General features: G+C 45.0%; 20 protein-coding genes. 12 read left to right on the forward strand and 8 right to left on the reverse strand.

Annotation, left to right across the window (positions count from 1 at the left end; genetic code table 11):
• Positions 1-74: 74 nt before the first annotated feature.
• Positions 75-2,498: a formate C-acetyltransferase/glycerol dehydratase family glycyl radical enzyme gene (locus tag GZK95_RS20990; protein WP_075714488.1), complete on the reverse strand. Its 2,424-nt coding sequence runs from the start codon at positions 2,496-2,498 to the stop codon at positions 75-77.
• 2 nt (positions 2,499-2,500) lie between these two features.
• Positions 2,501-3,415, reverse strand: a complete 915-nt coding sequence (locus tag GZK95_RS20995) for a glycyl-radical enzyme activating protein (protein WP_075714515.1) — start codon at positions 3,413-3,415, stop codon at positions 2,501-2,503.
• 203 nt (positions 3,416-3,618) lie between these two features.
• Here GZK95_RS20995 and GZK95_RS21000 point away from each other — a divergent pair, with 203 nt between their 5' ends.
• The 5 genes from GZK95_RS21000 to GZK95_RS21020 all read left to right on the forward strand — a co-directional run bounded on the left by GZK95_RS21000 (position 3,619) and on the right by GZK95_RS21020 (position 9,097).
• Positions 3,619-4,293 (forward strand): fructose-6-phosphate aldolase, encoded by a 675-nt coding sequence (locus tag GZK95_RS21000; protein WP_075714486.1) that lies wholly within the window; start codon positions 3,619-3,621, stop codon positions 4,291-4,293.
• Positions 4,294-4,601: 308 nt separating this feature from the next.
• Positions 4,602-6,656 carry a TonB-dependent receptor gene (locus GZK95_RS21005; RefSeq protein WP_075714484.1) on the forward strand — a complete coding sequence of 685 codons (2,055 nt, stop codon included), beginning with the start codon at positions 4,602-4,604 and terminating at the stop codon, positions 6,654-6,656.
• A gap of 183 nt (positions 6,657-6,839) precedes the next feature.
• Positions 6,840-7,145 (forward strand): DUF1330 domain-containing protein, encoded by a 306-nt coding sequence (locus tag GZK95_RS21010; protein WP_075714482.1) that lies wholly within the window; start codon positions 6,840-6,842, stop codon positions 7,143-7,145.
• Positions 7,146-7,157: 12 nt separating this feature from the next.
• Positions 7,158-7,985, forward strand: a complete 828-nt coding sequence (locus GZK95_RS21015; protein WP_435594135.1) for an SDR family NAD(P)-dependent oxidoreductase — start codon at positions 7,158-7,160, stop codon at positions 7,983-7,985.
• Positions 7,986-8,224: 239 nt separating this feature from the next.
• A complete protein-coding gene (locus GZK95_RS21020) occupies positions 8,225-9,097 on the forward strand; it encodes a radical SAM protein (protein ID WP_075714478.1) in 873 nt (290 codons plus the stop codon).
• A 52-nt stretch (positions 9,098-9,149) separates the two neighbouring features.
• Here the strand turns inward: GZK95_RS21020 and GZK95_RS21025 are convergent, their stop codons facing one another.
• On the reverse strand, positions 9,150-10,049 hold the full coding sequence (locus GZK95_RS21025) for a LysR family transcriptional regulator (RefSeq protein WP_075714476.1): 900 nt from the start codon (positions 10,047-10,049) through the stop codon (positions 9,150-9,152).
• Between the two features lie 616 nt (positions 10,050-10,665).
• Here GZK95_RS21025 and GZK95_RS21030 point away from each other — a divergent pair.
• The 5 genes from GZK95_RS21030 (at position 10,666) to GZK95_RS21050 (ending at position 16,898) form a co-directional block, all read left to right on the forward strand.
• A complete protein-coding gene (locus tag GZK95_RS21030; protein WP_075714474.1) occupies positions 10,666-11,085 on the forward strand; it encodes a hypothetical protein in 420 nt (139 codons plus the stop codon).
• Positions 11,069-12,619: an OmpA family protein gene (locus GZK95_RS21035; protein ID WP_083626185.1), complete on the forward strand. Its 1,551-nt coding sequence runs from the start codon at positions 11,069-11,071 to the stop codon at positions 12,617-12,619. Before GZK95_RS21030 ends, GZK95_RS21035 begins: the two co-directional genes overlap by 17 nt.
• Positions 12,616-14,250, forward strand: coding sequence for a PT domain-containing protein (locus GZK95_RS21040; RefSeq protein ID WP_225623961.1), 1,635 nt, complete (start codon positions 12,616-12,618; stop codon positions 14,248-14,250). Before GZK95_RS21035 ends, GZK95_RS21040 begins: the two co-directional genes overlap by 4 nt.
• Before the next feature lie 12 nt (positions 14,251-14,262).
• Positions 14,263-15,099, forward strand: a complete 837-nt coding sequence (locus GZK95_RS21045) for a hypothetical protein (RefSeq protein WP_075705561.1) — start codon at positions 14,263-14,265, stop codon at positions 15,097-15,099.
• Between the two features lie 62 nt (positions 15,100-15,161).
• Positions 15,162-16,898, forward strand: a complete 1,737-nt coding sequence (locus GZK95_RS21050; protein ID WP_075714470.1) for a hypothetical protein — start codon at positions 15,162-15,164, stop codon at positions 16,896-16,898.
• Positions 16,899-16,939: 41 nt separating this feature from the next.
• On the opposite strand, the gene GZK95_RS21055 is transcribed toward GZK95_RS21050, so the two are convergent.
• Positions 16,940-17,842 carry a LysR family transcriptional regulator gene (locus GZK95_RS21055; RefSeq protein ID WP_083626183.1) on the reverse strand — a complete coding sequence of 301 codons (903 nt, stop codon included), beginning with the start codon at positions 17,840-17,842 and terminating at the stop codon, positions 16,940-16,942.
• 110 nt (positions 17,843-17,952) lie between these two features.
• Between GZK95_RS21055 and GZK95_RS21060 the strand changes: the two genes are divergently transcribed.
• Positions 17,953-18,474 carry an NADPH-dependent FMN reductase gene (locus tag GZK95_RS21060; protein WP_075714468.1) on the forward strand — a complete coding sequence of 174 codons (522 nt, stop codon included), beginning with the start codon at positions 17,953-17,955 and terminating at the stop codon, positions 18,472-18,474.
• 62 nt (positions 18,475-18,536) lie between these two features.
• Here GZK95_RS21060 and GZK95_RS21065 read toward each other — a convergent pair whose 3' ends face one another.
• The 4 genes from GZK95_RS21065 to gadC all read right to left on the reverse strand — a co-directional run bounded on the left by GZK95_RS21065 (position 18,537) and on the right by gadC (position 23,180).
• Complete coding sequence (locus tag GZK95_RS21065) at positions 18,537-19,151, reverse strand: trimeric intracellular cation channel family protein (protein ID WP_075705569.1); 615 nt, start codon at positions 19,149-19,151, stop codon at positions 18,537-18,539.
• Positions 19,152-19,246: 95 nt separating this feature from the next.
• Positions 19,247-20,641: a glutamate decarboxylase gene (locus GZK95_RS21070; protein ID WP_075714466.1), complete on the reverse strand. Its 1,395-nt coding sequence runs from the start codon at positions 20,639-20,641 to the stop codon at positions 19,247-19,249.
• A 15-nt stretch (positions 20,642-20,656) separates the two neighbouring features.
• Positions 20,657-21,592 carry a glutaminase A gene (gene glsA, locus GZK95_RS21075; protein WP_075706215.1) on the reverse strand — a complete coding sequence of 312 codons (936 nt, stop codon included), beginning with the start codon at positions 21,590-21,592 and terminating at the stop codon, positions 20,657-20,659.
• 67 nt (positions 21,593-21,659) lie between these two features.
• A complete protein-coding gene (gene gadC / locus GZK95_RS21080; protein ID WP_075714464.1) occupies positions 21,660-23,180 on the reverse strand; it encodes a putative glutamine/gamma-aminobutyrate antiporter GadC in 1,521 nt (506 codons plus the stop codon).
• Between the two features lie 551 nt (positions 23,181-23,731).
• On the opposite strand from gadC, the gene GZK95_RS21085 reads away from it, so the two are divergent.
• Positions 23,732-24,349: a DedA family protein gene (locus GZK95_RS21085; RefSeq protein ID WP_139312590.1), complete on the forward strand. Its 618-nt coding sequence runs from the start codon at positions 23,732-23,734 to the stop codon at positions 24,347-24,349.
• The last annotated feature ends 264 nt before the right edge of the window (positions 24,350-24,613 follow it).

Below are 24,613 nucleotides of genomic sequence, written 5' to 3' on the forward strand. Positions count from 1 at the left end.
TTTCTTTCATTTGAAACTAAAGTGAAAGTTAATACTCAAGTAATGGTAATGGCGAGCTTAACTTTGCGAGTGATTTACAACTCGTGCTCTGTTCGAGCGATAATATCGTCCTGTGCATCCGGCGACAACGCGGTAAAGAAAGCGGAATAACCGGCAACACGCACGACCAAATCACGATACAACTCAGGGTTTTTCTTCGCCGCTAGTAACGTCTCACGCGAGACAATATTGTATTGAACGTGCCAACCTTTATGGTGATTAAAGAAAGTACGAATCAACATCGACAATTTTAGTTTGTCACTTGGCGACTCAACCGCTGCCGGGCTTAACTTCTGATTAAGCAGCACACCACCCAAGATCTTATTCGCCTGAATCTTACCAACAGAGTTATATACTGCCGTTGGACCTAAACGGTCAGAGCCTGAAGCTGGGCTTGCTCCCTCAGCAAGCGGCGTTTTGGCTTTGCGTCCATCTGGCGTCGCCATCGTCGCAGCACCAAATGGCACATTGGCAGAAATACTCGAAGTCCCTGCGTAGTAACCGCCACCAATCGGACCTCGCCCATGACGGGTATTCACAAACTGTTCAAGCTCATTGATGTAAACTTGATAGGCATCAGCCAGCAATTGGTCGACATAATCATCATCATTGCCATATTTAGGCGCAAAGTTGATTAAGCGTTGGCGTAACTGCTCATTCTCAGCGCCAGCAAAGTCCTCTGCCAGCGCCTTAGCAAGATCAGGTTGAGTGATCTGCGCATCATCAAACACCAAATGTTTAATAGCAGCCAAACTATTGCCTAGGTTAGCGATGCCCACTTGCAAGCCTGAAACCCAATCGTATTTTGCCCCGCCCTCTTTAACGGTTTTCCCGCGCACTAGACAGTCATCAACAAGCGCTGAACAGAAAATATCATGTGCTTGCTGTTCCAAAACGGTATCCACTACCGTATCGATCTCAATTGACTTACGCGTGTAATAACGAATTTGCTCTGCCCACGAGGTGGCAATTTGCTCAAAATTATCAAAATTACCCTTCGCTAACGACTTATCGTGAGGCAGGAACGCTTTGCCTGTCGTTGCATCCACACCTTCATTAAGGGCTGCAAGTAAAATACGAGCGAAGTTAATAAAGCTCATACCTGTGCAACGGTAGCCCCATTTACCCGGAACGGCCGTTTCGATGCAACCGATAGACGCATAGTCATACGCATCTTCTCTTTCCACACCAAGCTTAATAAACTCAGGGATAACAATCTCGTCGTTGTTAAATGCAGGCATGCCAAAACCGCATTTGATCACCTCAATACAGCCCATCAAAAACTCTTGGTTTAGCCCTTCGTGATAGCGAACACTTAGGTTCGGTTGAGTTGATCGAAGTTGGCCACAAGATTCTAAAATCGCCCACGATAGCGGATTAACCGCATCAACAGGTTGACCGTTAAGATCAAGTTTTTGCCCGCCAATACAGACGTTTTGGTATAGCGGAGACCCTGCTGACGCTTTGGAGTGCGCACCTGATCGGATCTTATTCACTTCAAGTAGTTTTAGCCAACAGCTTTGCAGCAGTTCGAGCGCAAACGCTTTGTTAAGTGCGCCACTGTCGATATCCGCTACGTAAAAACGGTTTAGGAACTGGTCCATACGACCAAACGAAACCGAGTGACCATTAGATTCGATTTGCAGCATCAACTGCACAAAATAACTCAGTTGCAGAGCTTGCCAGAAGTTCTCCGGTGGGTAATAAGCGACATGAGCACAGTTTTCGGCAATGGTTTCAAGCTCAGATTTTCGCTCCGCTCTTGTCTCCTCCTGTGCCATTTTACGAGCAAGCTCAGAATAGCTCAGCATATGCTCTTGAATCGCCAGTAAGACAATTTCGACTGATTTGTAAAACTGCTCTTTTTTCAAACCGTCAAAAGTTGAAACATCATTTTGGTTACGATGCTGGCGAACCTCATCAAGTAAGCCGTTCATACCTAGTTTAAGGATTTTCTCGTTGTCCACCGCCAAATGCGCATCGCCAGAAGTCATGTTCCCTTCGGCTTTGATGATAGAGCTTGCCAAAATCTCTTGCTGCTCTTCGGTAAACAAGCCATAGCAGCGATCTTGCACCGTTTTGCCGCGCCAGTATGGTGTAATGGCGTGGATACTCTGCTTGTCTTGCTCACTCACAGCAAAACCCGCTCCAGGACGATCGGCCAGTTCATCGATTTCCGCTTCAATCCAACGCACTGTGTACTCAGGGAAGATAGGTGCCGCACGCACTTTACTTGCTTGGTTCCCGACGATTAACTCATCATGTTTAATCCAAATCGTACGAGTACGTAAATGTTCTTGCAAAGCTAAAGCACGCTGAACAATAACAGGCTTATCTTCATTGGCTTGATATGCTCGCGTGTAAGCTTGTGCGCGTTCGGTACAAACTGGCGGCGTGACAATGTTGACCAAAGCCGATTTATGCGCTTTGATGCGCTCTGGAAGGTGGTTCAGGTTCATAGTTAACCTCTTACAATCACGTTAAGTTGGGTATGTTTACTTGCGTATGTTTGTGCACTCTCTAACAGCTCTGGATTGTTTAATGGTTTGTCAGAACAGAGATAAGGCATATCAAGCAAACGATATTTATTGATGCCTAGCGTGTGGTACGGCAGCAAATGGAGTTCTTGGCAGCTTTCAAGTGAAGCTGCAAAATCGATGATCTGTTGTAACTCTTCGATGGTATCGTTAAAGCCAGACACAACAGGCACGCGAATAACGATCCGTTTTGCAATTGGAGCCAACTGACGGAAATTCTCTTTGATGCGTTTTAACGACCCTTTAGCCCAGCTGAGAAATTTTTCATCGTCCGTATGTTTCAGATCCGCTAACCAGCAATCGATATAAGGCGCGACTTGCTCTACGTGTTTCCACGGCACATGCATACAGGATTCAATCGCCGTTGAGACATTGTTTTGCTTTAGTTTTTTTGCCAACTCTGTCACTAAACCCGCTTGCATCAGGGGCTCTCCACCAGAGAATGTCACGCCCCCTTGACTCTGGTCATAAAAAGGTTTGTCTTTCATCAATGACTCAAAGAGCATTTCAGACTCTGCTTGTTGGCCACAAACACTCAGGGCTTGGGTTGGGCAGACATTTTCTAACGCGATCAATTGCTCTTGGTTTATGGCTTTGCGATTAACAATGATTTGATTGTTTTCACGCGAGATCCCGGTACAACCAATTTTATGGCTAGCGGCAATACACAGTTGACACTCTTCTAAACAACTACGCTGATCAAACAGTAGTGAGCGTTTTTCGCTGCGACTCTCTGGGTTTTGACACCACGGACAAGACAAGCTGCACCCTTTAAGGAACAAGATGGTGCGAATCCCATCACCATCATGAGTCGAGAACCTCTGAATATTGAAATACATCTCTGTCAGACCTCTTGGAATGTTGCTGTTAAGCACAATAGAAGGTTTCATTTGATGGCTTCGTTTTCACGCTTAACTTTCATTTAATGAAATTATTATACTTTCAAATGAAATTTCAATTGATCGAAATCAAGATCTGAACGGATAGTCGGATCTATAGTGATCCCATCATCAAAACGAAGATTTTGTATAAAGGTAGAACTATGATTGAACTCTATTTAGACACCGCTGACGTGGCAGAAGTCACCCGCTTTAATGCTTGCCTACCACTAAAAGGCGTGACCACTAACCCAAGCATTTTGGCGAAGTCAAACCAAGGATTAAATGAAACCTTAAAAGGTATGCAGGATGCTCTTGGAGGTACGCCGAGATTCCACGCGCAAGTCGTCAGTTCAACAGTAGAAGGTATGCTTGAAGAAGCCCGTCAAATTAATGAACTTCCTTACGATATGGTGGTAAAAGTTCCTGCCACCGAGGTGGGTCTAAGCGCCATAAAACTAATGAAAAAAGAAGGCATTACCGTTCTTGCCACGGCAATTTATTCAGCTCAACAAGGCTTTTTAGCCGCACTATGTGGTGCTGATTATCTGGCCCCTTATGTGAATCGCATCGATGCAATGAATGGCAATGGCGTCGAAGTCGTTGCAGTCCTGCAACTACTGTTGGATCAAAACCAATTACCAGCCAAAATTTTAGCGGCAAGCTTTAAGAATACCCAACAGGCGATGGAAGTGATGAAACTCGGCATTGAAGCGATCACGCTTCCCGTTGATGTTGCGGCGCAGATGTTCGCTCACCCAGCAGTTCAACCAGCGGTCGAACAGTTCGAAAAAGACTGGCAACAAGCCTTTGGTAATAAGCTTTCATTTGAAAGTTAACCACTGAACTTCTAAAAAGACGCGATGATCGCGTCTTTTACTTAATTGAGCCTAACTTCATGATGCAATGTTTCGAGCATTCCCACTAATTTGCTCTAGCAGTCAAGTGTCGCAACCTAACCATAGATGAACCGCCTTACTTCCCCAATATAGTTTATTCAAAGAACTTCTTTTCCAAGTCGTGCTCAACATTTCTCGCACAATATCAACAATAAATACGAATGATTATCATAATTGTTATTGATCAAATAATATCCGCTGTTTATCATTCGGTCGAATTATATGGATAGATAACAAGCAGGAATAATATGAAAACTATCAAATGCAGTGAAAAAAGCACCTTGCGAATATCAATTACCGCTGTAATTGGTGCCAGCAGTGTATTTGCATCAACATACGTACTTGGCGCCCCTCTAAAGGAAATAAATAAACCAGAAACGATTGTTGTCGTTGGTGAACGAATTGATAAATCGCTCCGCGATACAACGACTGCCGTTACAGTAATCGGTGAAGAACTAACAGAAAGTGGCGAGCTAAAAGATATCAATGAACTTGCCACAATCGCACCCAACGTTGTTGATAGTGGGTTTGGAACAATCAGCATTCGCGGTATTGATGGCTCGGGTGCTGCCGTCGGAGGCTATGCTTTCTTTAGTGGAGCAAGGCCCAGAGTATCAACTATTGTCGATGGTATAACACAGAGTTGGTCTGGCTATGGCTTTACACCAAGCAGAGCATGGGATGTTAAACAAGTAGAAGTATTACGAGGTCCTCAATCTACAGCGCAAGGTACCAATGCCATTGGCGGCGCGTTAATTGTACAAACCAACGATCCTACTTATCATTGGGAATCTAAAGTTCGAGTCGGTGGCGAGCAATACAAAAATAACAACGTTAAAGGCAACCTTGCCGTAATGTTGTCAGGGCCATTGATCGAAGACGAGCTTGCATTTCGCATCGCTATCGATGGGACAAAAGGTGAAGGATGGCTTAACTATAAACAAGCTAATAATGAATTTGACTATTCACCAGATCTTGATGACTCAGAAAATATCAATGGACGAGCCAAACTACTATGGCAACCCAAGAATATTCCTGGCCTTTCAGCAAAACTAACCTATAACAAACAATCTCATGAAGGCGAATATCTAAATTGGGCAACAGAATACGACGAAGAAACACTCACTCTTGATGCAGCACGACGCAGCCTTATTCGTTTACAAGATTCAACCGTCGAAACGATTGCAGCAGATATAAACTATGAAATCTCCGAAGGAATTACTAATGCGTTACATATTGGTTATTTGATGACAGATGTAAGATTCGATCAGTACCCAAATAACGCTAGAGTGTTTAACGTCATGTCGGATATTGACAATCTTACATTAGAAAACCGTCTACTCTTTGACTCACCTGGCAGCGATTGGCAGGGTGTTGCAGGTCTGTATTACTCAAAAAACAAAACCATGCTTCAAGTTTACCGAATGTTTGATGGCCCTAATGAGACAATTACATCTGCCGCATTCGGTGAAGTAACTTACACCTTAACCCCAAGTCTAAAAGTTGTTGGTGGAGCGAGATTTGAGAACGAGAAAATTGACCGTGAACTCGACTATTTGAATACAACAAACGACTTTAGTCAGGATACTAGTGAAAACATTTTCCTACCAAAGCTAGGACTTATCTACTATCTAAACGATCAAACTACCTTTAACTCGACTATTCGCAAGGGCTACAATGCCGGAGGTGCGTCTGTAAACTGGGATACCAATGCATATTACACTTACGATGAAGAGACTGTCATTGCATACGAAATGGGACTATTAACTCAGTTTGATTCCGGACAACTTAGCGCAAACCTTTTCTACAATGATTACACCGATTATCAAGCCTTTGTCCAAAGTGCATACATTGCCAACATAAATGATGCTAGAACCTATGGCCTAGAACTTGAAGCCAATATGTGGGTTACCAACAGCACGCAACTTCGCGGCTCAGTGGGTTACCTAAAATCAGAAGTGTTAAGTGATGACCAGTCTTTCTCTGGTTCAGAACTACCCAATGCACCTGAAATCAATGTTGCAGCAGGCTTTACACAATACATTGGCGAGAATTTCTCCTTTGGCTCAGATGTCTACTTTGTGGGCGAATACTACTCTGACCTTGCCAATACCGATGAGTATAAAGCAGGCGATTACGTCTCTGTCGATGCGAGAGTACAGTACGTGATTAACGATTTCGTCATCGATGGTTACGTGAAAAACTTAACTGATGAAGAGATTATCTACTTCAACAATAGCGGTAACAGAGCGGCGATTGGTCAAAGCCGAACATTTGGTGTGAGTGGCACTTACCACTTTTAAGTAACAGGCAGCGCTCCATTGCTGGGGCGCTATACCCTTGACACATTCCCATTCGCTTGATCTCGCCTATCTTCAACAAAAACTATAAAGTCTTTCCTAAAATCCGCGACTTATCATCTATGCTGATTCAAGTATTCTAAATATATCCGCTCAATAACGAGCCGAAGTATATGGAGAAAGACGATGTCGATTTACTACTCAGTTCTTGAAGTGACCCCAACCAGTCAAGATTGGATCCCTGCTTATTTGGCAGCATCGAACCGACTCGTCACCAAACACGGTGGTCAGAACATCGCTCGAACTAGCAATCATGAACGGCTAGAAGGCAACGGTGAAAGCCCAGCCTTGCGTATTATTATCCAGTGGCCCTCGCGCCAAGCTGCACTCAACTTTATGCAAGACCCTGAGTATGTGCCTCATCTAGAAGCTCGCACTGCAGGTTCAATCAGCCATCATGCCCTTATCGAAGGCTTGGATGCGCTTGCATAATCCCTACTGCCAATGACTTACAGGAATATCATCATGCAAAAAATTATTGTTGTTACCGGCGCAACTGACGGTATTGGTTTAGAGACAGCAAAAATGTTAGTCGAGCAAGGTCATCATCTTGTGGTTCACGGTCGTAATCCCCAAAAGACCACCGATGTTGTCACCAAACTTCAAGCACTCTCTAACCAAGCAAAAGTCGAGTCAGTCGTAGCCGATCTCTCCAACTTAAAGTCGGTGACTTCGATGGTAAGTGAGCTTGCTGAACGTTTTGGTAAAATTGATGTGCTAATCAATAACGCTGGTGTGTTTAGTACTGGTAACCCCATCACCAACGATGGGCTAGATGTACGCTTTGTGGTCAACACCATTGCGCCATACTACCTTACCAAAGAATTACTCCCTTTGCTTGGCACATCAGGTCGCGTGGTTAATTTATCTTCCGCTGCACAAGCGCCCGTTAACCTCTCAGCTTTAGAGGGTGTACAAACACTTGGTGACGGTGAGGCGTACGCTCAAAGTAAACTCGCCTTAACCATGTGGTCGCGCTCGTTAGGGTTAGCAAACCAAAACAAAGGCCCAATGATTGTTGCCGTTAACCCCAAGTCATTCCTTGGTAGTAAGATGGTAAAAGACGCCTATGGTGTTGCCGGTGGGGATTTAAAGCTAGGAGCCGATATCTTAGTAAGAGCCGCACTATCAACAGAGTTTGACGCCGCACACGGCAAATATTTTGATAACGACATTGAAGCATTTGCTAAGCCACATTCTCAAGCGTTTGATGAAGCGAAGGTAAAGCAAGTCATTAGCGCAATAGAGAATCAAATTGCACAACTTGCATAAACGATCTTTTGCAAAGGACACCCAGCTTAGGCTGGGTGTTTTCATGTCTGCAAGATAGCTCACCACAACCACACACCGATTATCAACACAAACTATAAAGTCATTCCATTTTTACGCTTATTATCAACAAAAGAACCTATTGATACACTCTTTGCATCGAATCGCCATCGATGATGGCACAGTCCAAGTCTCGTTGAGTTGGCACTCTCGCCACTGATGACTTCAACCGGAGAAGCAATATGAACTATGAGGGCAAGGTATATCGACCATGGATTGAGGCTCGAAGTATTCTGATTCAAATAACGTTAGGATGCAGTATTAACACCTGCACTTTCTGTAGCATGTTTGACGATAAGCGATTTAAAGTACGTGACTTAGAGGATGTCTTAAAGGACATCGAACAAGCCAGACGACTTTACCCCCATGTTGAATCAATCTTCTTGATTGACGGCAATGTGATGGCAGCGCGTACCGATTACCTACTGAAAGTGTTAGATAAACTTCGTTCGACATTCCCTGAATGCCAACGTATTTCTCTCTATAGCGGATTAAATGACTTTCGCCGTAAAACGACAGCAGAACTCAAAGAACTCGTTGATGCTGGTCTGAACATGGCTTACTCCGGTTTGGAATCGGGAGATCGCTTAATCTTGGAGCAAATCAAAAAACGCATGTCACCAGAGCAAGCTATCGAAGGCATGGCGATGGCAAAGGAAGCGGGAATTGAAATGTTACTGTCGTTTATTTTCGGTTTGGGTGGTCGTGAGCGCTCTCAAGAGCACATTGTTGCCACAACGGATATTCTTAATATCATGCAGCCTGAACATATTGCGCCAATGGCTCTCGCCGTTCAACCCGGCACTGAAATGGAACGCGATGTACAACAAGGACGCTTTATTATGCCAACGCAAATGCAGGTATTAGAGGAAGAAAAGTACCTATTGGAAAACCTAAATATTGATACTTTTTACTGGGGAGATCACGGCAACAACCTTATTCAACACAAAGGTTACTTGCTGGATTCTCGCAACTGGTTTCTCAACAATGTGAACAGTGCAATTAAGAACAATCCAATGGCACAAGATAACGTTATCCAGACTTATTCTTGGTAAGTCGCGATGAAAATACAAAGCCCTTCAATTGAAGGGCTTTGTTGGTTAGTGGCTATGACTCTTTTTCCCAGTAAGGAGGATTGCCGTAAAACTCAGCAAAATAGTCGATAAATGCACGTACCTTAGGAGCCATTAAACGGGAACTTGGATAAACCGCCCAAATCGCGGCATTAGAAACCAACGGGTACTGGTGTAAAACTTGAACTAGCTTTCCCGAATTCAGCTCCTTGTAGGCACTCCATTTTGAATTAATGGAAATACCCAGACCATCGGTTGTGGCGTCACGCATTGCATCACCATTGTCCACGCGAACAGTGCCTTTTGCTTTAATTGTGATAGCGCCCTCGGGCGTATCAAACACCCAGTTGTCCATCCCCATCAAAAGAATGCAATTGTGCTGAACTAAATCACTGGGATGAGTTGGTTCACCGTACTTGGCAAGATAATCTGGTGAGACACAAACAATTCGAGGATCGTCGGCAATCTTCTTCGCCACTAGGCTTGAATCCTTGAGCTCGGAAATACGAATTGCGATATCAAAACCGCCCTCAACCAAATCCAATACCGAGTCTGAAAAACGTAAATCGACATTGAGATCAGGGTAAGCCTGCAAAAAGGCTTTTAACGCAGGCATCAAATGCATACGCCCAAAAGACGCAGGGGCCGTTACGCGCAGTGTGCCACTTGGGGAAGCCTGGCCCACACCAATCGCGCCTTTCGCTGCATCCACACTAGCCAAAACATCTTCTGCATGGGGCAAAAATGCTTCGCCCTCTTGGGTAAGCGATACTTTGCGAGTCGTCCGGTGAACTAATCGAACACCGAGCCCTTCTTCAAGTTTATTGATATGAGAGCTGGCTACCGCTGGTGATAGACCTAACTCTTGCCCAGCCATACTGATATTGTGCGTTGAGGCCAAACGGACAAATAGTTTTAAATGCTCAATGTTCATAACATTCCTTTCTATGACTCAGTCGCCATTCATACTCAAGCACCTTGAGATTACTTGGGTATATTAAGCATAAATCAAAGCGCAATTACCATACTTGAGACGAAAATAAACCGTGTCTGCGTTCTCATTCCATCTTTGCTTATTGGTCGTCAAATCGAACTTTCGTTTACTAATCTTCTGCGCATATTCGCCGGAACAGAGCATTTTCTGAAATCATAATTTTGTATCAAGAACAAGATAAGTTTGCGACCCCATCATAAGCTTTGTGAAGCCCCTTCAAAGCCGAAAGCGACTCCTTGAAATTACCCCATAAATATTCAACAGAACATCACATAAACCATGACATTTCCACAACTTAAACGCGCAATTATTCAATTGAACACATTGCAGTTAGTTGATATGTCTCACACTTTATAAAACATAACTAAACTTTATAGCTAGCCCTCCTTGATTCAATCGCATGATGTTTGTAACAATTCTAAACAAAAAAACACTCACTAATAATAATTTCATCAGTAAGCAAAGGTTTTCTATGGACGGCTCTAAATCAGATCATTTACCACCCCCAATTCCCCCTGCGACTGATCACTATTAATACTGCTTAGTCACAATAAAAATGAGTTTAAAGAAGGTCTTACTGCCGATAGCAACGCTAACCGCTATTGCCATTGGTTATGTCTTTTTTGCACCTTTTCCCGCGCCTGATTGTCGCCACTATTCAGGCGAAATGCGCATGGGCGAAGAAGTCACAACGTTCAACTTTTCGCTTGACACAAAGATGGTCAACCTGATGACCACTTTTAACCAGCCTTTACAAGCATTAGGGATGCCTAGTGACATAAGTTATCAATTTCAAATTCTCGCCGTGACGCAAGAAGACAACCTTTGGCGCTATCACCTAAAAGAGCCTCAAAGTGGCTTGCAGCAAGAGCTAGAAATCGCGCCTGATGGCGACCAATATTCAATTCGTTGGGTCAATGACCGAGCAAATAACATCGTTTATAAATGCATGGAATTAGATGATGCAGAACTTTAAGAAAGTAGCTATTGCGGTCAGTGTCTCGTTGGCCGTGACCAGTTGTTCAAGTACTGGAGATTATGGTGGCATTAGTACCACCACTCTGATCGGCTGTGCTGGCGGGATGATCGTTGGTGGTCTTGCAGGTAAAGCTATTGGTGGTAAAGAAGGAACATGGATCGGTGCTGGTGTTGGTGCACTTGTCGGTTGTTCTGTAGGTTATTACTGGGCACAACGCGAAGCAAAACTGGCGGAAGCCGCAGCCAAACAAGACGTTGAAGTCGAATTTGAGCGCATCGGTTCACCAGACGATGACGAAGTCGACAGCATGGTGGTGGTGCAGTCTAAAGCGATTATTGAAGCTGAAGCATCCGGCAATACTGAAAAAATAGAGCAAGTTGTTGGTGACTCTGAGGTCGTTGGTCTCTCTGCCACGGTTAAGGGTGATATCTTCCGTTCTGGGCAAACCAGCATCTCAAGCCGCAAGCACAAGCGCTTCTTTAGCCAGTATGCGGAAACCGTTAAACCAAGCGGTAGCGCCGTATTGATCGTCGGCCATACTGATAATACGGGCTCAGCCAAGGTCAACGCAGATGTGTCGCTAAAACGCGCCAGCAGTGTTGCCCGCGAGTTAATCCGTAACGGCATTCCAAAAGAGAACATCTATATCTACGGTGCAGGTGAGTCGCAACCTATTGCCTCCAACAACTCTGCAAAAGGCCGTGCTGAAAACCGACGCATCGAAGTGGTGACCTTAGATAATAAACCAGAGTACGTGACCAACTACGTTCGCTACAAAGCAACGGAGCCAAGCTACGCGAAACTCAGAACCACCGATAACATCGCTAAGCGCAGTAAAACCGTTAGCCAACAAGTGGCGAAAGGCCAAGCGACGTCGACACAAAGTACAGCAGCCATGCATGACGTGATCGATAAAAACAATCGTCGTAGCAGCAATAGCCGCTCTTTTGTTGACTTTGGTGGTGAAGCGTATCGTGGTACGGATGAGAATCTGTTCGTCTACATTGGCGCGCGTGAAAGCAACAGTTTCTCCATTATCGGCCAAGCAGTTGCTAATACGCTGGAAGAATCATCCTGCGTTTATGATGAGCCAAGTGTCACGACTCCAGTGTTCAAAATCAGTGACGATACACGCCGTACCACTGACTACTTACCCGGTATGAACCGCACCGCTTGGGGTGGCGAAGTCAATGATCATCTGGTCGCACTGGCTCCACTGGCGGTTGACCGTAGCACACTAGAAGCAACAGAAAGCCCATCTATTTATGTTTATGAGGATTACGCTTCGAATAAGAAAGTGAAGCCTCAAAAAACACTCAAAGCCGTTGATGTCAACATCTACAACGGTTCTGAAGGCGTTATCTACAGAGCATTCGTGCAAGACAAAAATTACCCAATCAAATGTATCGACATCGCAGTAGACAAAAAACACAACCAAGGTGTGTTTAGTGCGTTCGCGGGCAAAATCTACTATCAAGGTCCTAAAGGCTTGATGATTGCAGACTACAAACCAGGAAAAATCAAATCATGAGTGAACTAACAACTTGGCTATTACTCAACCGCATGCTTGTGGCGGGTATCAGCTCAATTATTGTTGCTATCGTTGTTTACCTAAGCAATCGCGATATCATCAATCTATATTTAAAAGCGATGTACTACCGTCTGCCATTAATTGGTAAAAACGCACGCCTATCAAAAAGACTGGGGCTTGATGATCAGCGTTGGTTTAACTCAGAACGCGAAGTCTGCAACAGCTTTCTACCTTTTTACGACCAGTATAATGCAGACGAGTACCACTACGAGCAATCAAGCCGCTACCTAAACAAAGTCGGCGATACCGGTATTTCGCCAATGAAATGGTATACCTGGCTTGGTCTATCAATCATGGTACTCATCGAAGCGGCTGGTTTTGCTTATGTTCTAGCCGGCTTCACCATTCAAGACGGCAGTGAGTCAATTCAAATCCAAGCCGCTGTTGGTATTGCCCTATTGATCAGTGTGCTGTTGGTTGGCTTTACCCACGCAATGGGTGGTGAACTTTACCGCAACCAACAAATCGGTAAAGTACGTCTGCATTGGAACCATGATCCACAAAAACCAGGTGTGATTGCTCCAGATCTTAACATCGGCTTGAAATCAAAAACCAATGCGCTTGATGATAACCAGCCAAGCTGGCGTCAAATGGCAAACCGTTTAGCGAAAGCAAACGCTGGTTTTACTAAATCTTGGACAATGAGCATCGTTACAGTTGTGTTCATTTCTATCGTCGCAGTAGGTGCTACCTACGTGCGTGGTCAAGTTCTTGAAAAACTGGCGATCGAAGAGATCAGCGGTCATGAACAAGAAGGCATGGGTAGCCCATTTGATGTGCAAGACCCATTCGCTGAAAGCGCACCAGCAGAACTCACTGCTTACAATGACGAGGCGGAAGATAAAGCGTTTAGAGATGCAATTAATGCTCACAAACGTGGCGGCTGGATGACGTTTATCATGCTAGCGGTTATTTTTGCCGCGATGCAAGCATACAGTATCTACCTTGGTTTCAAGTCGACCTTCTCGGGTAAAGAATCACCAGCAGCGTACGATGCAACGTATAAGTTCTCTAACGTCAATGCGTACATTGAGTACTACGCAGCGCAGCAAGCTAACGTTGAGCGCGTGGCTCAAAGTGTGCTTTCACACTTACAAAGCAAAATCGCAATTAACGCACAAAGAAGTGCTGGCGAACAACATGTTATTTACGCAGCAAATAATCCTTCAAGCCGCAACTTCTTGAACTACTACAAGTTACGTGCTTTGAAGAACGCCGAAACACCGGAGTTGATTAAAACTCAATATCCAGAGTATCAGCCAGCACAACAAGCTGCGCCGCAAATGGCACCACAACCAGCACCTCAGCCAATGATGCAGCCAGCTGCGCAACCAGCGGTAGAGCCAGCGTACCAACCTGCACCTCAACCAGTTCCTCAACCGGAAATGGCACCAACGGCAGAATCGTTCCTAAGCGACGTTGATATTATCAATAAAGTGAAAAACAACGATCTTGACGGCTTAACTGACGAGCAAATTGTTGCTGCGCTTAAAGCCATCAGCAATGAACCTAAGCCAGAAACGGCAGAAGAACGCCTTGCTCGCCTGCAAAAGCAAGCGATGACGTCATAAAAAGAGAGAATCATGAAAAAAGTAACATTAGCCGTATGCGCAGCGCTGGCACTTGTGAGTCAAATCGCGAATGCCGCGACACTGCGTAACGACGTACCAAGCTGTACCAATGACGTACCCGCAGAATACTACCAGCTACCGAACGAGCGCGAACTGGTTATTCTGGTTGATAAAACAATGGCTCACTCGCTGGATCAAGGTATCAAGTCTGAGTTGTACCAGAGCGTGAAACGCTTTATTCAACCAGGTGACAAGGTACAACTGGTCGAGTTTTCGTCATTCGCACAAGACAGTTACACCAAAGTGGCATTTAATGGTCAGCTTGATACCCAGCTAAGCGATGATCATCGCAGCCAGATCAAGAAGTCAGTGCTAAAGTCACTAGATAAGTGTCTGGATAAGCAGCATAACTTTATGCTGAACAAAGTGGGCATTTCGCTAAAAGCCGCGTTTCAACCGCAAGAGAAGCCAACCAACACCGAGCTAATTGGTACGTTGAGTGACATCAGCAACCAAGTGCTAACGCACTCAACAGCCAAACGTAAAGTCGTGCTTCTAATCAGCGACATGTTGGAAAATTCAGACATTACTTCGTTCTACAAGAACAACCAGACTCGCGTGATCAATCCGCAACAAGAGCTGGACCGCGTCTCAACGTCACAAATGTTTGCCAACTTCAATCAGGCGGATATTTACGTTATCGGTACGGGTGTCATTCCGGGCAACCAACAATACATCTCAGCGCAGAAGATGAACAAGTTGGAGTCTTTCTGGAAAGATTACTTTAAGCAAAGTAATGCCACCCTGCGCGGCTTTGGTAAGCCAATGCTACTTGGTGACATACGTTAATTTCTCTCATTCTAAGGGGCAACGTAATTTGCCCCTTTTTTCTATTCAAATAGGGACATAACATGAAACATTGCCAAAGCACGATATTTCATGGCGATAAATTCTGTGCTGACTGTGGAGAAGCACTCAGCAGCGTGCCAAAAAAACACAGCGTAGAAGATGTCTGCCCAGACATTTTCGATGAAGTTAGGCAGTACTACAAAGAAGCCGAAGCAAAAACTGGCCGAGTTCTTGAGTCGAGACTTTATAAACGCTTCTCTAAAAACTCTTCACGAAACCTCGAATACTCATATTGGTGGATCAAGCTAGAAACCAACCAAGGGGAGATAATCGAAACCTCGATTTCAGCCGAACACAAATACACCGCATCCATTGGTCGTGGCGATATTCTTACGCTCTATTACCCAACGACTATGAATCTGTTATACAAAAAAAGCCGCGATGCGAAAAGGTTTGTTAAAGATGACCAAGCGGCACCCTGCGTCGTTGTTCATGGTGATGACGGGCAGTGCTATACGGTTGAAAATCTCTACCCAAGCCCGCATAAAAAAACGGCTTGGCTGTGGATTGTCGCCGGTATTTTATCTGCCATTCCACTATTTAGTTCACGCTCGGGATCTGAGGCTGCTTGGGTGGTAAGCATCGCCGTCGCATCCATCGTTCTGTTTCTGGAACTTAAACGAAATAAAAAGAAATTTGCTTTCGCCACTGCGCAATATGAAGCGTTAAACGCATCATTCAACAAGCTATTAAAAGTGACCAAATATCAATTGGGTTACAACAATATTGAGCGACCTAAGCAATCTTCAGATGTGATTTGCATTCAGTGTAATACGCGCTTACCTGAGAACAGCGGATACTGCATATGCTGTGGTAACCAAAGTGCGGTGCAAGAGCCACCAGCGATCACCGAGCAACATGGCTCAAGTGCTGAGTTTGGCGCGATTGGCTCACTAGAACCTACTCTTGAAGCAAGCCATACCCTTCACGAAGTGGCACAACGTGAGCATGCACAAGTCGCATCCGCGCCAACCTCGGTTTCTGTAAGCGATATTCAACGACGACTCGACGAAATATACTCTTACCACTCTCAAGGCCAATATACCCATTACTATGCGTTGAGTGGCGCACGTCATTGGACATTAACCAATGAGTTTATCTTGGCTCGAGTTCAATCTAAATCGGTCAATACTGATGTCTCTGATGTCACTCGTCACACAACAACGACGACCGAAACCAAACATTATCGTGGCAACAACTATCAATATTCTACCTATGACACGCAACACTCTAGTTACCGTAATCGCTCATCAACGTTGAAAGGCAAGGTAATTCTCGAGTACGTATCGGGCAAAACGGCAACATTTACTCTTTCTGAAGATATCTTAGGTGACGTTGATGTGGGGGATTGGTTAGCAATTGCCGATAGCTACCTTGAGCGCGAAGATAACTACCACTATTACTTTGAATATGCTTACAACATTTCCAAAGATAAAGAGTACAACGATCGATCATTCGCCAACTACTCTGATGTACAAGGAACTAACGCTTGGTGGGGATGGAACTTGCTGTTTTTCATCGCCAGCATTGCGGGGATGTTCGCCAATTCAGAGGCTCTGCTCTCAATCAGTGTCATTGGTGCCATCTTGTTTAACGTTGTTGCCCTATGTAGACGAATCACTTCATCAAGCAAGAATAAACGTCAGCGCAAAACGCTACTCAAACCGCTGCAAGCTAAGGTCTCTGAATTCAAAGAGTCCCTGCAACAGTTGAAAAAACAACTCAATGTTCTTGGCTAAGCCGCTCAAGCCAGCGATGCAATATCGCTGGCTCACTTCTATCATCGTAACTCTTCAACCACGAGATCAATAAACCGACGAACTTTAGTCGACATATGTTTGCGGCTTGGGTACACCAAACACATCTCTATTTTGTGTTCGGGGAGATCGCTAAACAGCTCGACCAGTTGACCGTTTCTTAATCCATCAATGACCAACGACTCTGGCAAGCGACATATCCCTTGCCCTAGGATACACAAACTCAACTCCATCTCAGGGCTGTTGGTAGTCAGTACCCCCGTCACATCCACTTTAAGAAGTGAGCCATCACTATCAACATAGCTCCATACATACGGCTGTTTGTGATTGCTATAACATAGTAACTTATGACGTGTTAACTCTGAAGGATGCTTGGGCATACCAAACTGCTGAATGTAATCAGGAGACGCCACAGTGCGCGTGCACGAGCGTTGTACCAAGCGGCTAATCAAAGTGGAATCCTCCGCACTAGCAGTAGAACGCAACACCACGTCATAGCCCTCTCCAATTAAGTCGACTTTATGGTCACTCGCATACACCTCGACTTTTACTTTCGGATACAACTGCATATATTTCGCCAACACCGGGCTAAGTTGATCAGCGCCGAAATTGACCGGACAACTGATCTTAAGTACGCCTTTTGGTTCTTCTTGCTTACCACTTATCGCTTGTTCAAGCTCTTGAGCACTCTCTATCAATTGTTTGCTTTGAGAAAAGTAGTGTTGCCCTTCTGGAGTCAAACTTAGCGTGCGAGTGGTTCGGTGGAGCAATCGAACCCCTAATCTGTCTTCGAGCTTATTGATCTCCTTGCTGATGAACGAGGTGGAATGCCCAGTGACATTGGCAGCATTGGTAAAACTGCCCTGCTCAACCACGGTGGTAAAAATCACCATGCCATCGAGTAAATTCGTTGAAGAAATCATCAATACCCATCCAATTAAGAGTCATATGGAAATAATAATTACACATTTACCCTATTAATCAAAATATGGAACAAAACTAAACTAGTCTCATCAACCGAATTGAGGAACGAACAATGAAAGTATTAGCATTTGGCGCAAGCAACAACGCAAATTCAATCAACCAGCAGCTTGCTCACTACGCAGCAAAGCAAGTCCCGAATGCGGAAGTGACTATGTTGGATATTGACCAACTAGAAATGCCTATCTTTAGCGATGCACGTGAAAAAGAGCTGGGTCAACCAGAACAAGCGAAGCAGTTCTTTAACGCCATTGGTGATGCTGACTTGATCGTGATTTCCTTTGCTGAGCATAACGGTTCATACACCGCAGCATACAAAAACCTATTCGACTGGACTTCTCGTATCGACATGAAAGTATTCCAAGGTAAACCAGTGATTATGCTCGCCACTTCACCGGGTCCTGGCGGTGCAGGCAGTGTATTAGCAGCGGCATCTGGCTCAGCGCCTTATTTCGCCGCCGATGTTAAAGCCAGCATCTCACTACCAAGCTTTTACGACAATTTCGATATGGAAGCGGGTCAAGTGACATCTGAGGAGTTTAACCGTCAGTTGCTTGATGCTATCGAAACATTGTAAGAACACACTAACTGCCTATCGACTGAATCAGCCAGTGACGTCAACGTCGCTGGCTTTTTTGTCTATCTAAGTAAAAGATATTTGGGGAAACTTTTCTTACTCACTACGATATAGAGGCGAAAGATAATAATAAAAGCGATGCAAATAATGGTATTTAGGTCGCTATTAAGCCCCAACCGTGACAATGCGACAAACAAGGAGCAACCGATAATCACCGGTGTGGCATAAAACTCGGTATTGTTAAACATGGTCGGGCGATTCACGATAATGTCCCGTACTACCCCACCAAATACCGCTGTGATTGTTCCCATAGTGATCGCAACGTATGCAGCGTAGTCTTGGTGAATCATCTTCTTCGTGACCAAAATAGAAAAAATAGAAATGCCAATCGCGTCCAAGACTAAAATCAGTTTCTCTGCTTTAAGCTTTCGCAACTGCGGAGCGATGAAGAACCCCACCAATGAGCTGATCAATGCCGCCCAAAAGTAAGATGGGTATTGAATCCAGAAAACTTGCTCTGTCGATAAAATGACATCACGCACTGTTCCACCGCCGAGTGCAGTCACCCAACCGAGCACCAGTATGCTGATAATGTCTTTCCCTTTGTTGACCTCACTGATCACCGCACTCAATGCAAATGCACAAATACATATAATTTCAATAACATGCACAAACATAAATGACCTCAACCAAAATAATAAAGGCCAGCTGCAAGACAGTTGGCCTTTGAACTCATCTATCGAGGTAAAGAGTCGCTAAGCTAAAAACTCACTTAGCGTCCACTATGATCAAACGATCTTGCGTCCTCTTCACTGCAATGAGTCGAGCCATTTTTCTCCAGGAACTCAATTGCACGTTTAAAATCTTCTATCAAGAGATTCGCCAAGTCGATGGTTAGACCTTGTTTAGCCAAAATACGCTGTACAACAATATGTTCTGCGTTTGCAGGTAAGCTGTAAGCTGGTACTAGCCAACCTCGAGTACGCAAGCGATCAGCAACGTCATACAAGCTATAATCGACTTTTACGCCTGGTTTTAAACGCCAAGAGATCGCCGGAATACCTTGCTCTCGATTGCCATCGAACAAGAACTCAAACAACTCGAGTTTGCTTAGCTCTTGAACGAGATACTCACAGACATCGTAAGAGGCGGAGTGGATACGTCGATAACCTTCAAAGCCGAGACGAAGAAAGTTATAGTACTGTGCAATAATCTGACCCGCTGGACGAGAGAAGTTCAGAGCAAAGGTCGGCATATCGCCACCAAGATAATTGACATGGAACACCAAACCTTCAGGCAGATCTTCGCTACTACGCCAAATGATCCAGCCCACACCAACTGGTGATAGTCCAAATTTATGTCCTGATGTGCTAATTGATTTGACCCGTTCTAAACGAAAATCCCATGGTTCAATCTCTGGTGCACAGAAAGGAGCAAGCATGGCGCCACTGGCGCCATCCACATGGATATCGATCGAGATACCAGTTTGGCGTTGATACTCATCCAATGCGTCAGCGAGCGGTTTTACTTGCTCATACAAACCGGTGAATGTTTGACCAAAGGTAGGGACAACCATAATGGTATTCTCATCCACCATCGACAACATATCTTCAGCAGTCAGACAGTAATGATCTTCTGCCATTTCCATTTGACGCATTTCTACGCCCCAATAGCGTGCGAATTTCTCCCAACATACTTGCACAGGACCACACACCATATTTGGTTTTTCAATCGACAAACCCTGTTCATGGCGTCTTGCAAACCAACGCCATAGCGCCGCTAGACCACCCAGCATACAAGCTTCACTAGAGCCGGTGGTTGAAGTGCCTACTGTGGTCGTAGAATCTGGCGCATTCCATAAATCGGCCAGCATATGTACACAACGTCCCTCAATTGCTGCAGATTGTGGATACTCATCTTTATCGATCATGTTTTTATCGATAGAGAGATCCATCAGCTTATGAACTTCTTCCTCTTCCCAAGTTTGACAGAATGTCGCTAAGTTTTGACGCGCATTGCCATCCAAATAAAGTTCATCACGAATCATCTGATAGATGACTGCAGGTGACTGTTCTTGTTGGGGTAACTTAGTAGCAGCCGCAACATTACGAATACTCTCAGAACCAAAAATTGGATCGTTGTTTCGAGTTACATCATGAAGTGCCATTGTTATTTTCCTACCTTAGTGTTGCTGACTAGCAAACAAATTCCAGCCCATTGTTTGAGCAATTTGTTTGATCATTTGTTGGCCGCGCACGCTATTGCCAAATGCGTCTAAGCGTGGTGAGAATGCTGCTAATGCCCCGACATTCGGAATCACTGTCAGCAGACCGCCGCCGACCCCACTTTTACTAGGAAGGCCTACATCATACGCCCAGTCACCGGACGTATCATAAAGCCCCTCCATCATCATCTCAGCCAGAATGTGGGGAATATTCTCTGGTTGGATAAGCTGTTTTCCGGAGCAAGGATTCTGGCCGCCATTGGCCAAGGTTGCCCCAACTTTGGCAAGCTCAAGAGCATTAAATAGCGTCGAGCATTGACGTGTATACACATCGCACGCTTGCATTGGTTCTGAGTAAATGCAGCCCGATGATTCAAGCAACAATGCAATCGCTCGATTATGTGAGTTGGTGGTTTGCTCGGATTGGTTTACCGCTTGTGACAACTCAATCTGGCTATCAGCTAGCTGAGATTGAAAGGCTAAGATTTGCTGCCAACGGTCTTCACAATCACTGGCATTGACCATACTCACTGTGGCTATCGCCCCCGCATTAACCAGCGGTGTCAAAGGCTTGCCTTGGTGAAGCTCTAGCGCCAGAACGGAGTTAAACGGCATCCCTGTTGGCTCAGCGCCAACTTGGCTGTGCAACGCTTCGGCCCCGCTCTGCTCTAACACCAAGGCTAACGTCATTACTTTTGAAATCGATTCGATAGCAAACTTGTACTCCGCATCTTGCAGCATCAATATTTCGCCGGTAACAGAGACAAATGCTAACCCCGCTAGATCGGAAGGTACGGACGCGAGGTACGGGATGTAGGAGGCATTTTCTCCCTGACAATTATTGGCACTATCGTCCAACGCTTGCTGCATAACCTCAGCCAACTGTACAGTCATCACAGATGCTGACTCAGCGGTAATTTCTGATAATTGAGAAACGTATGACATGGTTTTCCCCTCTCGCTTATGAGTTCAATGTGTGAGTCACTTTGTTGGATGGGTTAATGACACCAGGGTGTACATCCTCAAGTTCCCATGTGAACGGCGCAAAGTCTGTCACGGCTGGATCTTTCCAGTGAGGTTTGCGAGCTTTGTAGATAGCAAAAGGCACTGAGACAAAAACAATGGTTAACGCCACCAAGATGCCAACGTAGGCTTCTGGGCTACCCACTGCAATTTGGCTTGGTGGAATAAATGAGAATACGAAGGCAATCATTGAGCCGATAAAGCCAAGACCAGCGATCATCCACATACCAGTGTTGCCGCCAGGAATACGATAAGGACGAGGACGGTTTGGTTGTGTATAACGAAGGTGAATCGCCGCTGCAAACATCAGCAAGTACATCACGAGATAGAGCACCACTGTTAACTGACTTAGGATCTGGTATGCCGCTTGCACTGAAGGTAGCACCACAAATACGGTAGAGATCATTGTGACTAGCAGCGCTTGCGCCATCATGATGTGTGTCGCCATGCCGTGTTTGTTGGTGTATTGCCAAAAGCGAGGAAGGTAACCGCCTTTTGCCACAACAAGTAGACCCGATGAAGGACCTGCGACCCAACCAACGACCATCGCCAAAACACCAAGGGCAAGACAGCTTGCCATAATTGGCGCAGCCCAACTAATACCCGCCCACGCGAACATTTGGTCATAAGCAACCAGCAAACTTTGCGTCAAACTGATGTCTTGTTGTGGAATTACAAAGGCGATTGCCAGCGTACCTAAGACAAACACACTCACGGTTCCAACTGCCGCTATCATGATGGCAAGTGGGTAGTTACGTGCCGCGTTATCCACCTCTTTAACATGGAGTGCGTTCATTTCCATACCGGCGTAAAACAAGAAGATACTCGCCGCAAGGACCACGTTATGAAAGTTGGAGAAATCTGGAATCACTTTGCTCCATGACATTTCAATTTGAGGAGCAAGACCAGAGAAGAAGAGATAAGAGAAACCCAAGATAATAAGCACTACGCCAGGAATGACGGTACCAATCAAGCCACCCCATTTCGCCACTTTGGCGAAAGCATCAGTACCACGCAAGGCAATGACGGTCGCGAGCCAGTATATTGCTAACACAATAGTCAGGACGAAGAATTTATTTTGCGCCAAAGCTTGGTCCCAAGATTGATCGGGGCCGACAAACGCAAGAGAAACAGAACCAAAGGTCAATGCAGTTGGGAACCAAACGGTCACCTCAATCCACAACATAAACATTGCGACCAAAGCCAAACGAGGACCAAAAGCCTCGCCAACCCAGCGGAACACACCGCCTTTTTCCGACCAACCAGTCGCCAGTTCAGCCGCGACCAGAGAAACGGGAATCAGAAATACAATTGCAGCAAAGATATAATAGAAAATTGAACTTAAACCATATTCAGCTTCTGCTGGCAGGCCCCTTAAGCTCACCACTGCAACGATGTTAAGCATTGCAAGGGCAAAGATACTAATTCGCCCATTTGGCGTTTTTTCGGTATTAGCCATAATAACCAACCTTATATTTACAGGGTAAAAATCAAGTGGGTTAGGTACTACGAGTGGGCGTATAACCGTCTGATTTGGCGTGTTATATGGAGACAGGAGAAACCTAATGTGTGGAAAGTACCACCACGATGACGGGCTGCATAGCTAGCAAAAATAGCATTTAATGTTGCATATCTACACGTTGTCTCGATGATGATTTCATGAGATTAACTAAAAACGAGTAGCTACGTCATTTTACTCTGCTCTCTTACAAGCGAAATAAGGGGGTAATGATTAACTCGTCACACCCAGTTAAAAGCTGGCAAAATCAGGTTCGAGGTCGGAACTCACGTCTTACAACCTACACAACCTCGCTTCCAATAACTAAGCTAGGCAATAGCGCGAGTGGAATGTCTGTTTCTTAAACACAAATATCAGAGCAAGGTTAGATTTTTAGCTCAGCACGGATTGCGCATTGATTCACTCCCCTTAGGGGAGTATCTATACCCAAGTGATCATTATGATGTTTAGACCACGCAAGTATTCACGCTTTACTCTTTTGGGAGCTGCTATTGGAACACATTAACCAACTACTTGAAGCCATGTCGCCACTACTGGATCAATACGGCTATCTTGCACTTATCGTCAGTATATTTCTCGAAGGCATCGGGGTTCCCATGCCCGGTCAATCACTGATGATCGCAGCCTCTATTCTGGCCTCAAGAGGGGTAATGAATCTTTCTATGGTGATGGGAGTCTCTTGGCTGGCGTGCTTTTTCGGTAATACCTGCGGCTACTTGCTAGGTTATCACTTTGAAACTTGGCTCGATAAAAAGGGTTATATTTCGGGTGACAAATTTCTAAAATTACAGTCCGCTATTCAGAAATACGGTCCCGCTTGCTTGATCATTAGCCGATTTATCGAAGGAATGAAACAGTTTATGCCATTGGCTTGCGGTATCGCCAAAATGCCTAAAAGAGAGTTTCTCATCGGCAACGCTGTTGCTTCTACAATATGGGTTGCAGTATTTAGTTTGCTGACCAATTTTGCTTTTGCTCACCTACACCAGCTCGCCACTTTCTATACCAACAACCAAATCCTAGTGTGGATGATTGTCGCGGTTTTACTCACTTTACTTATTGGTATCCTACTTCATCGTCGCAAGCGCAAGGCATCGACACCCAAATAGCCTCAAGAGACAAAATTTAGCGCCGCGAGATCCTTACATCATGCCCTAATTGGCAAAGCATTTTGGCTGAACCAGGCACCTCAATGCCACTTGGTATAAATAAAAGAGCATAAAAAGCAGTAGTAGATGTGCGTTCTGGGGGTACAGGAGCGGGCGACTATCGACTACTACTTTCTATGCTCTCTTTATGATGCTATTGTCCCCTAGTATAAGGAAAAGAAACAGTGAGCACTTTTTTTCCAAGTCATTCCTCATTTTGCTGCA

This window comes from Vibrio panuliri (assembly GCF_009938205.1).
GTDB classification, from domain to species: domain Bacteria; phylum Pseudomonadota; class Gammaproteobacteria; order Enterobacterales; family Vibrionaceae; genus Vibrio; species Vibrio panuliri.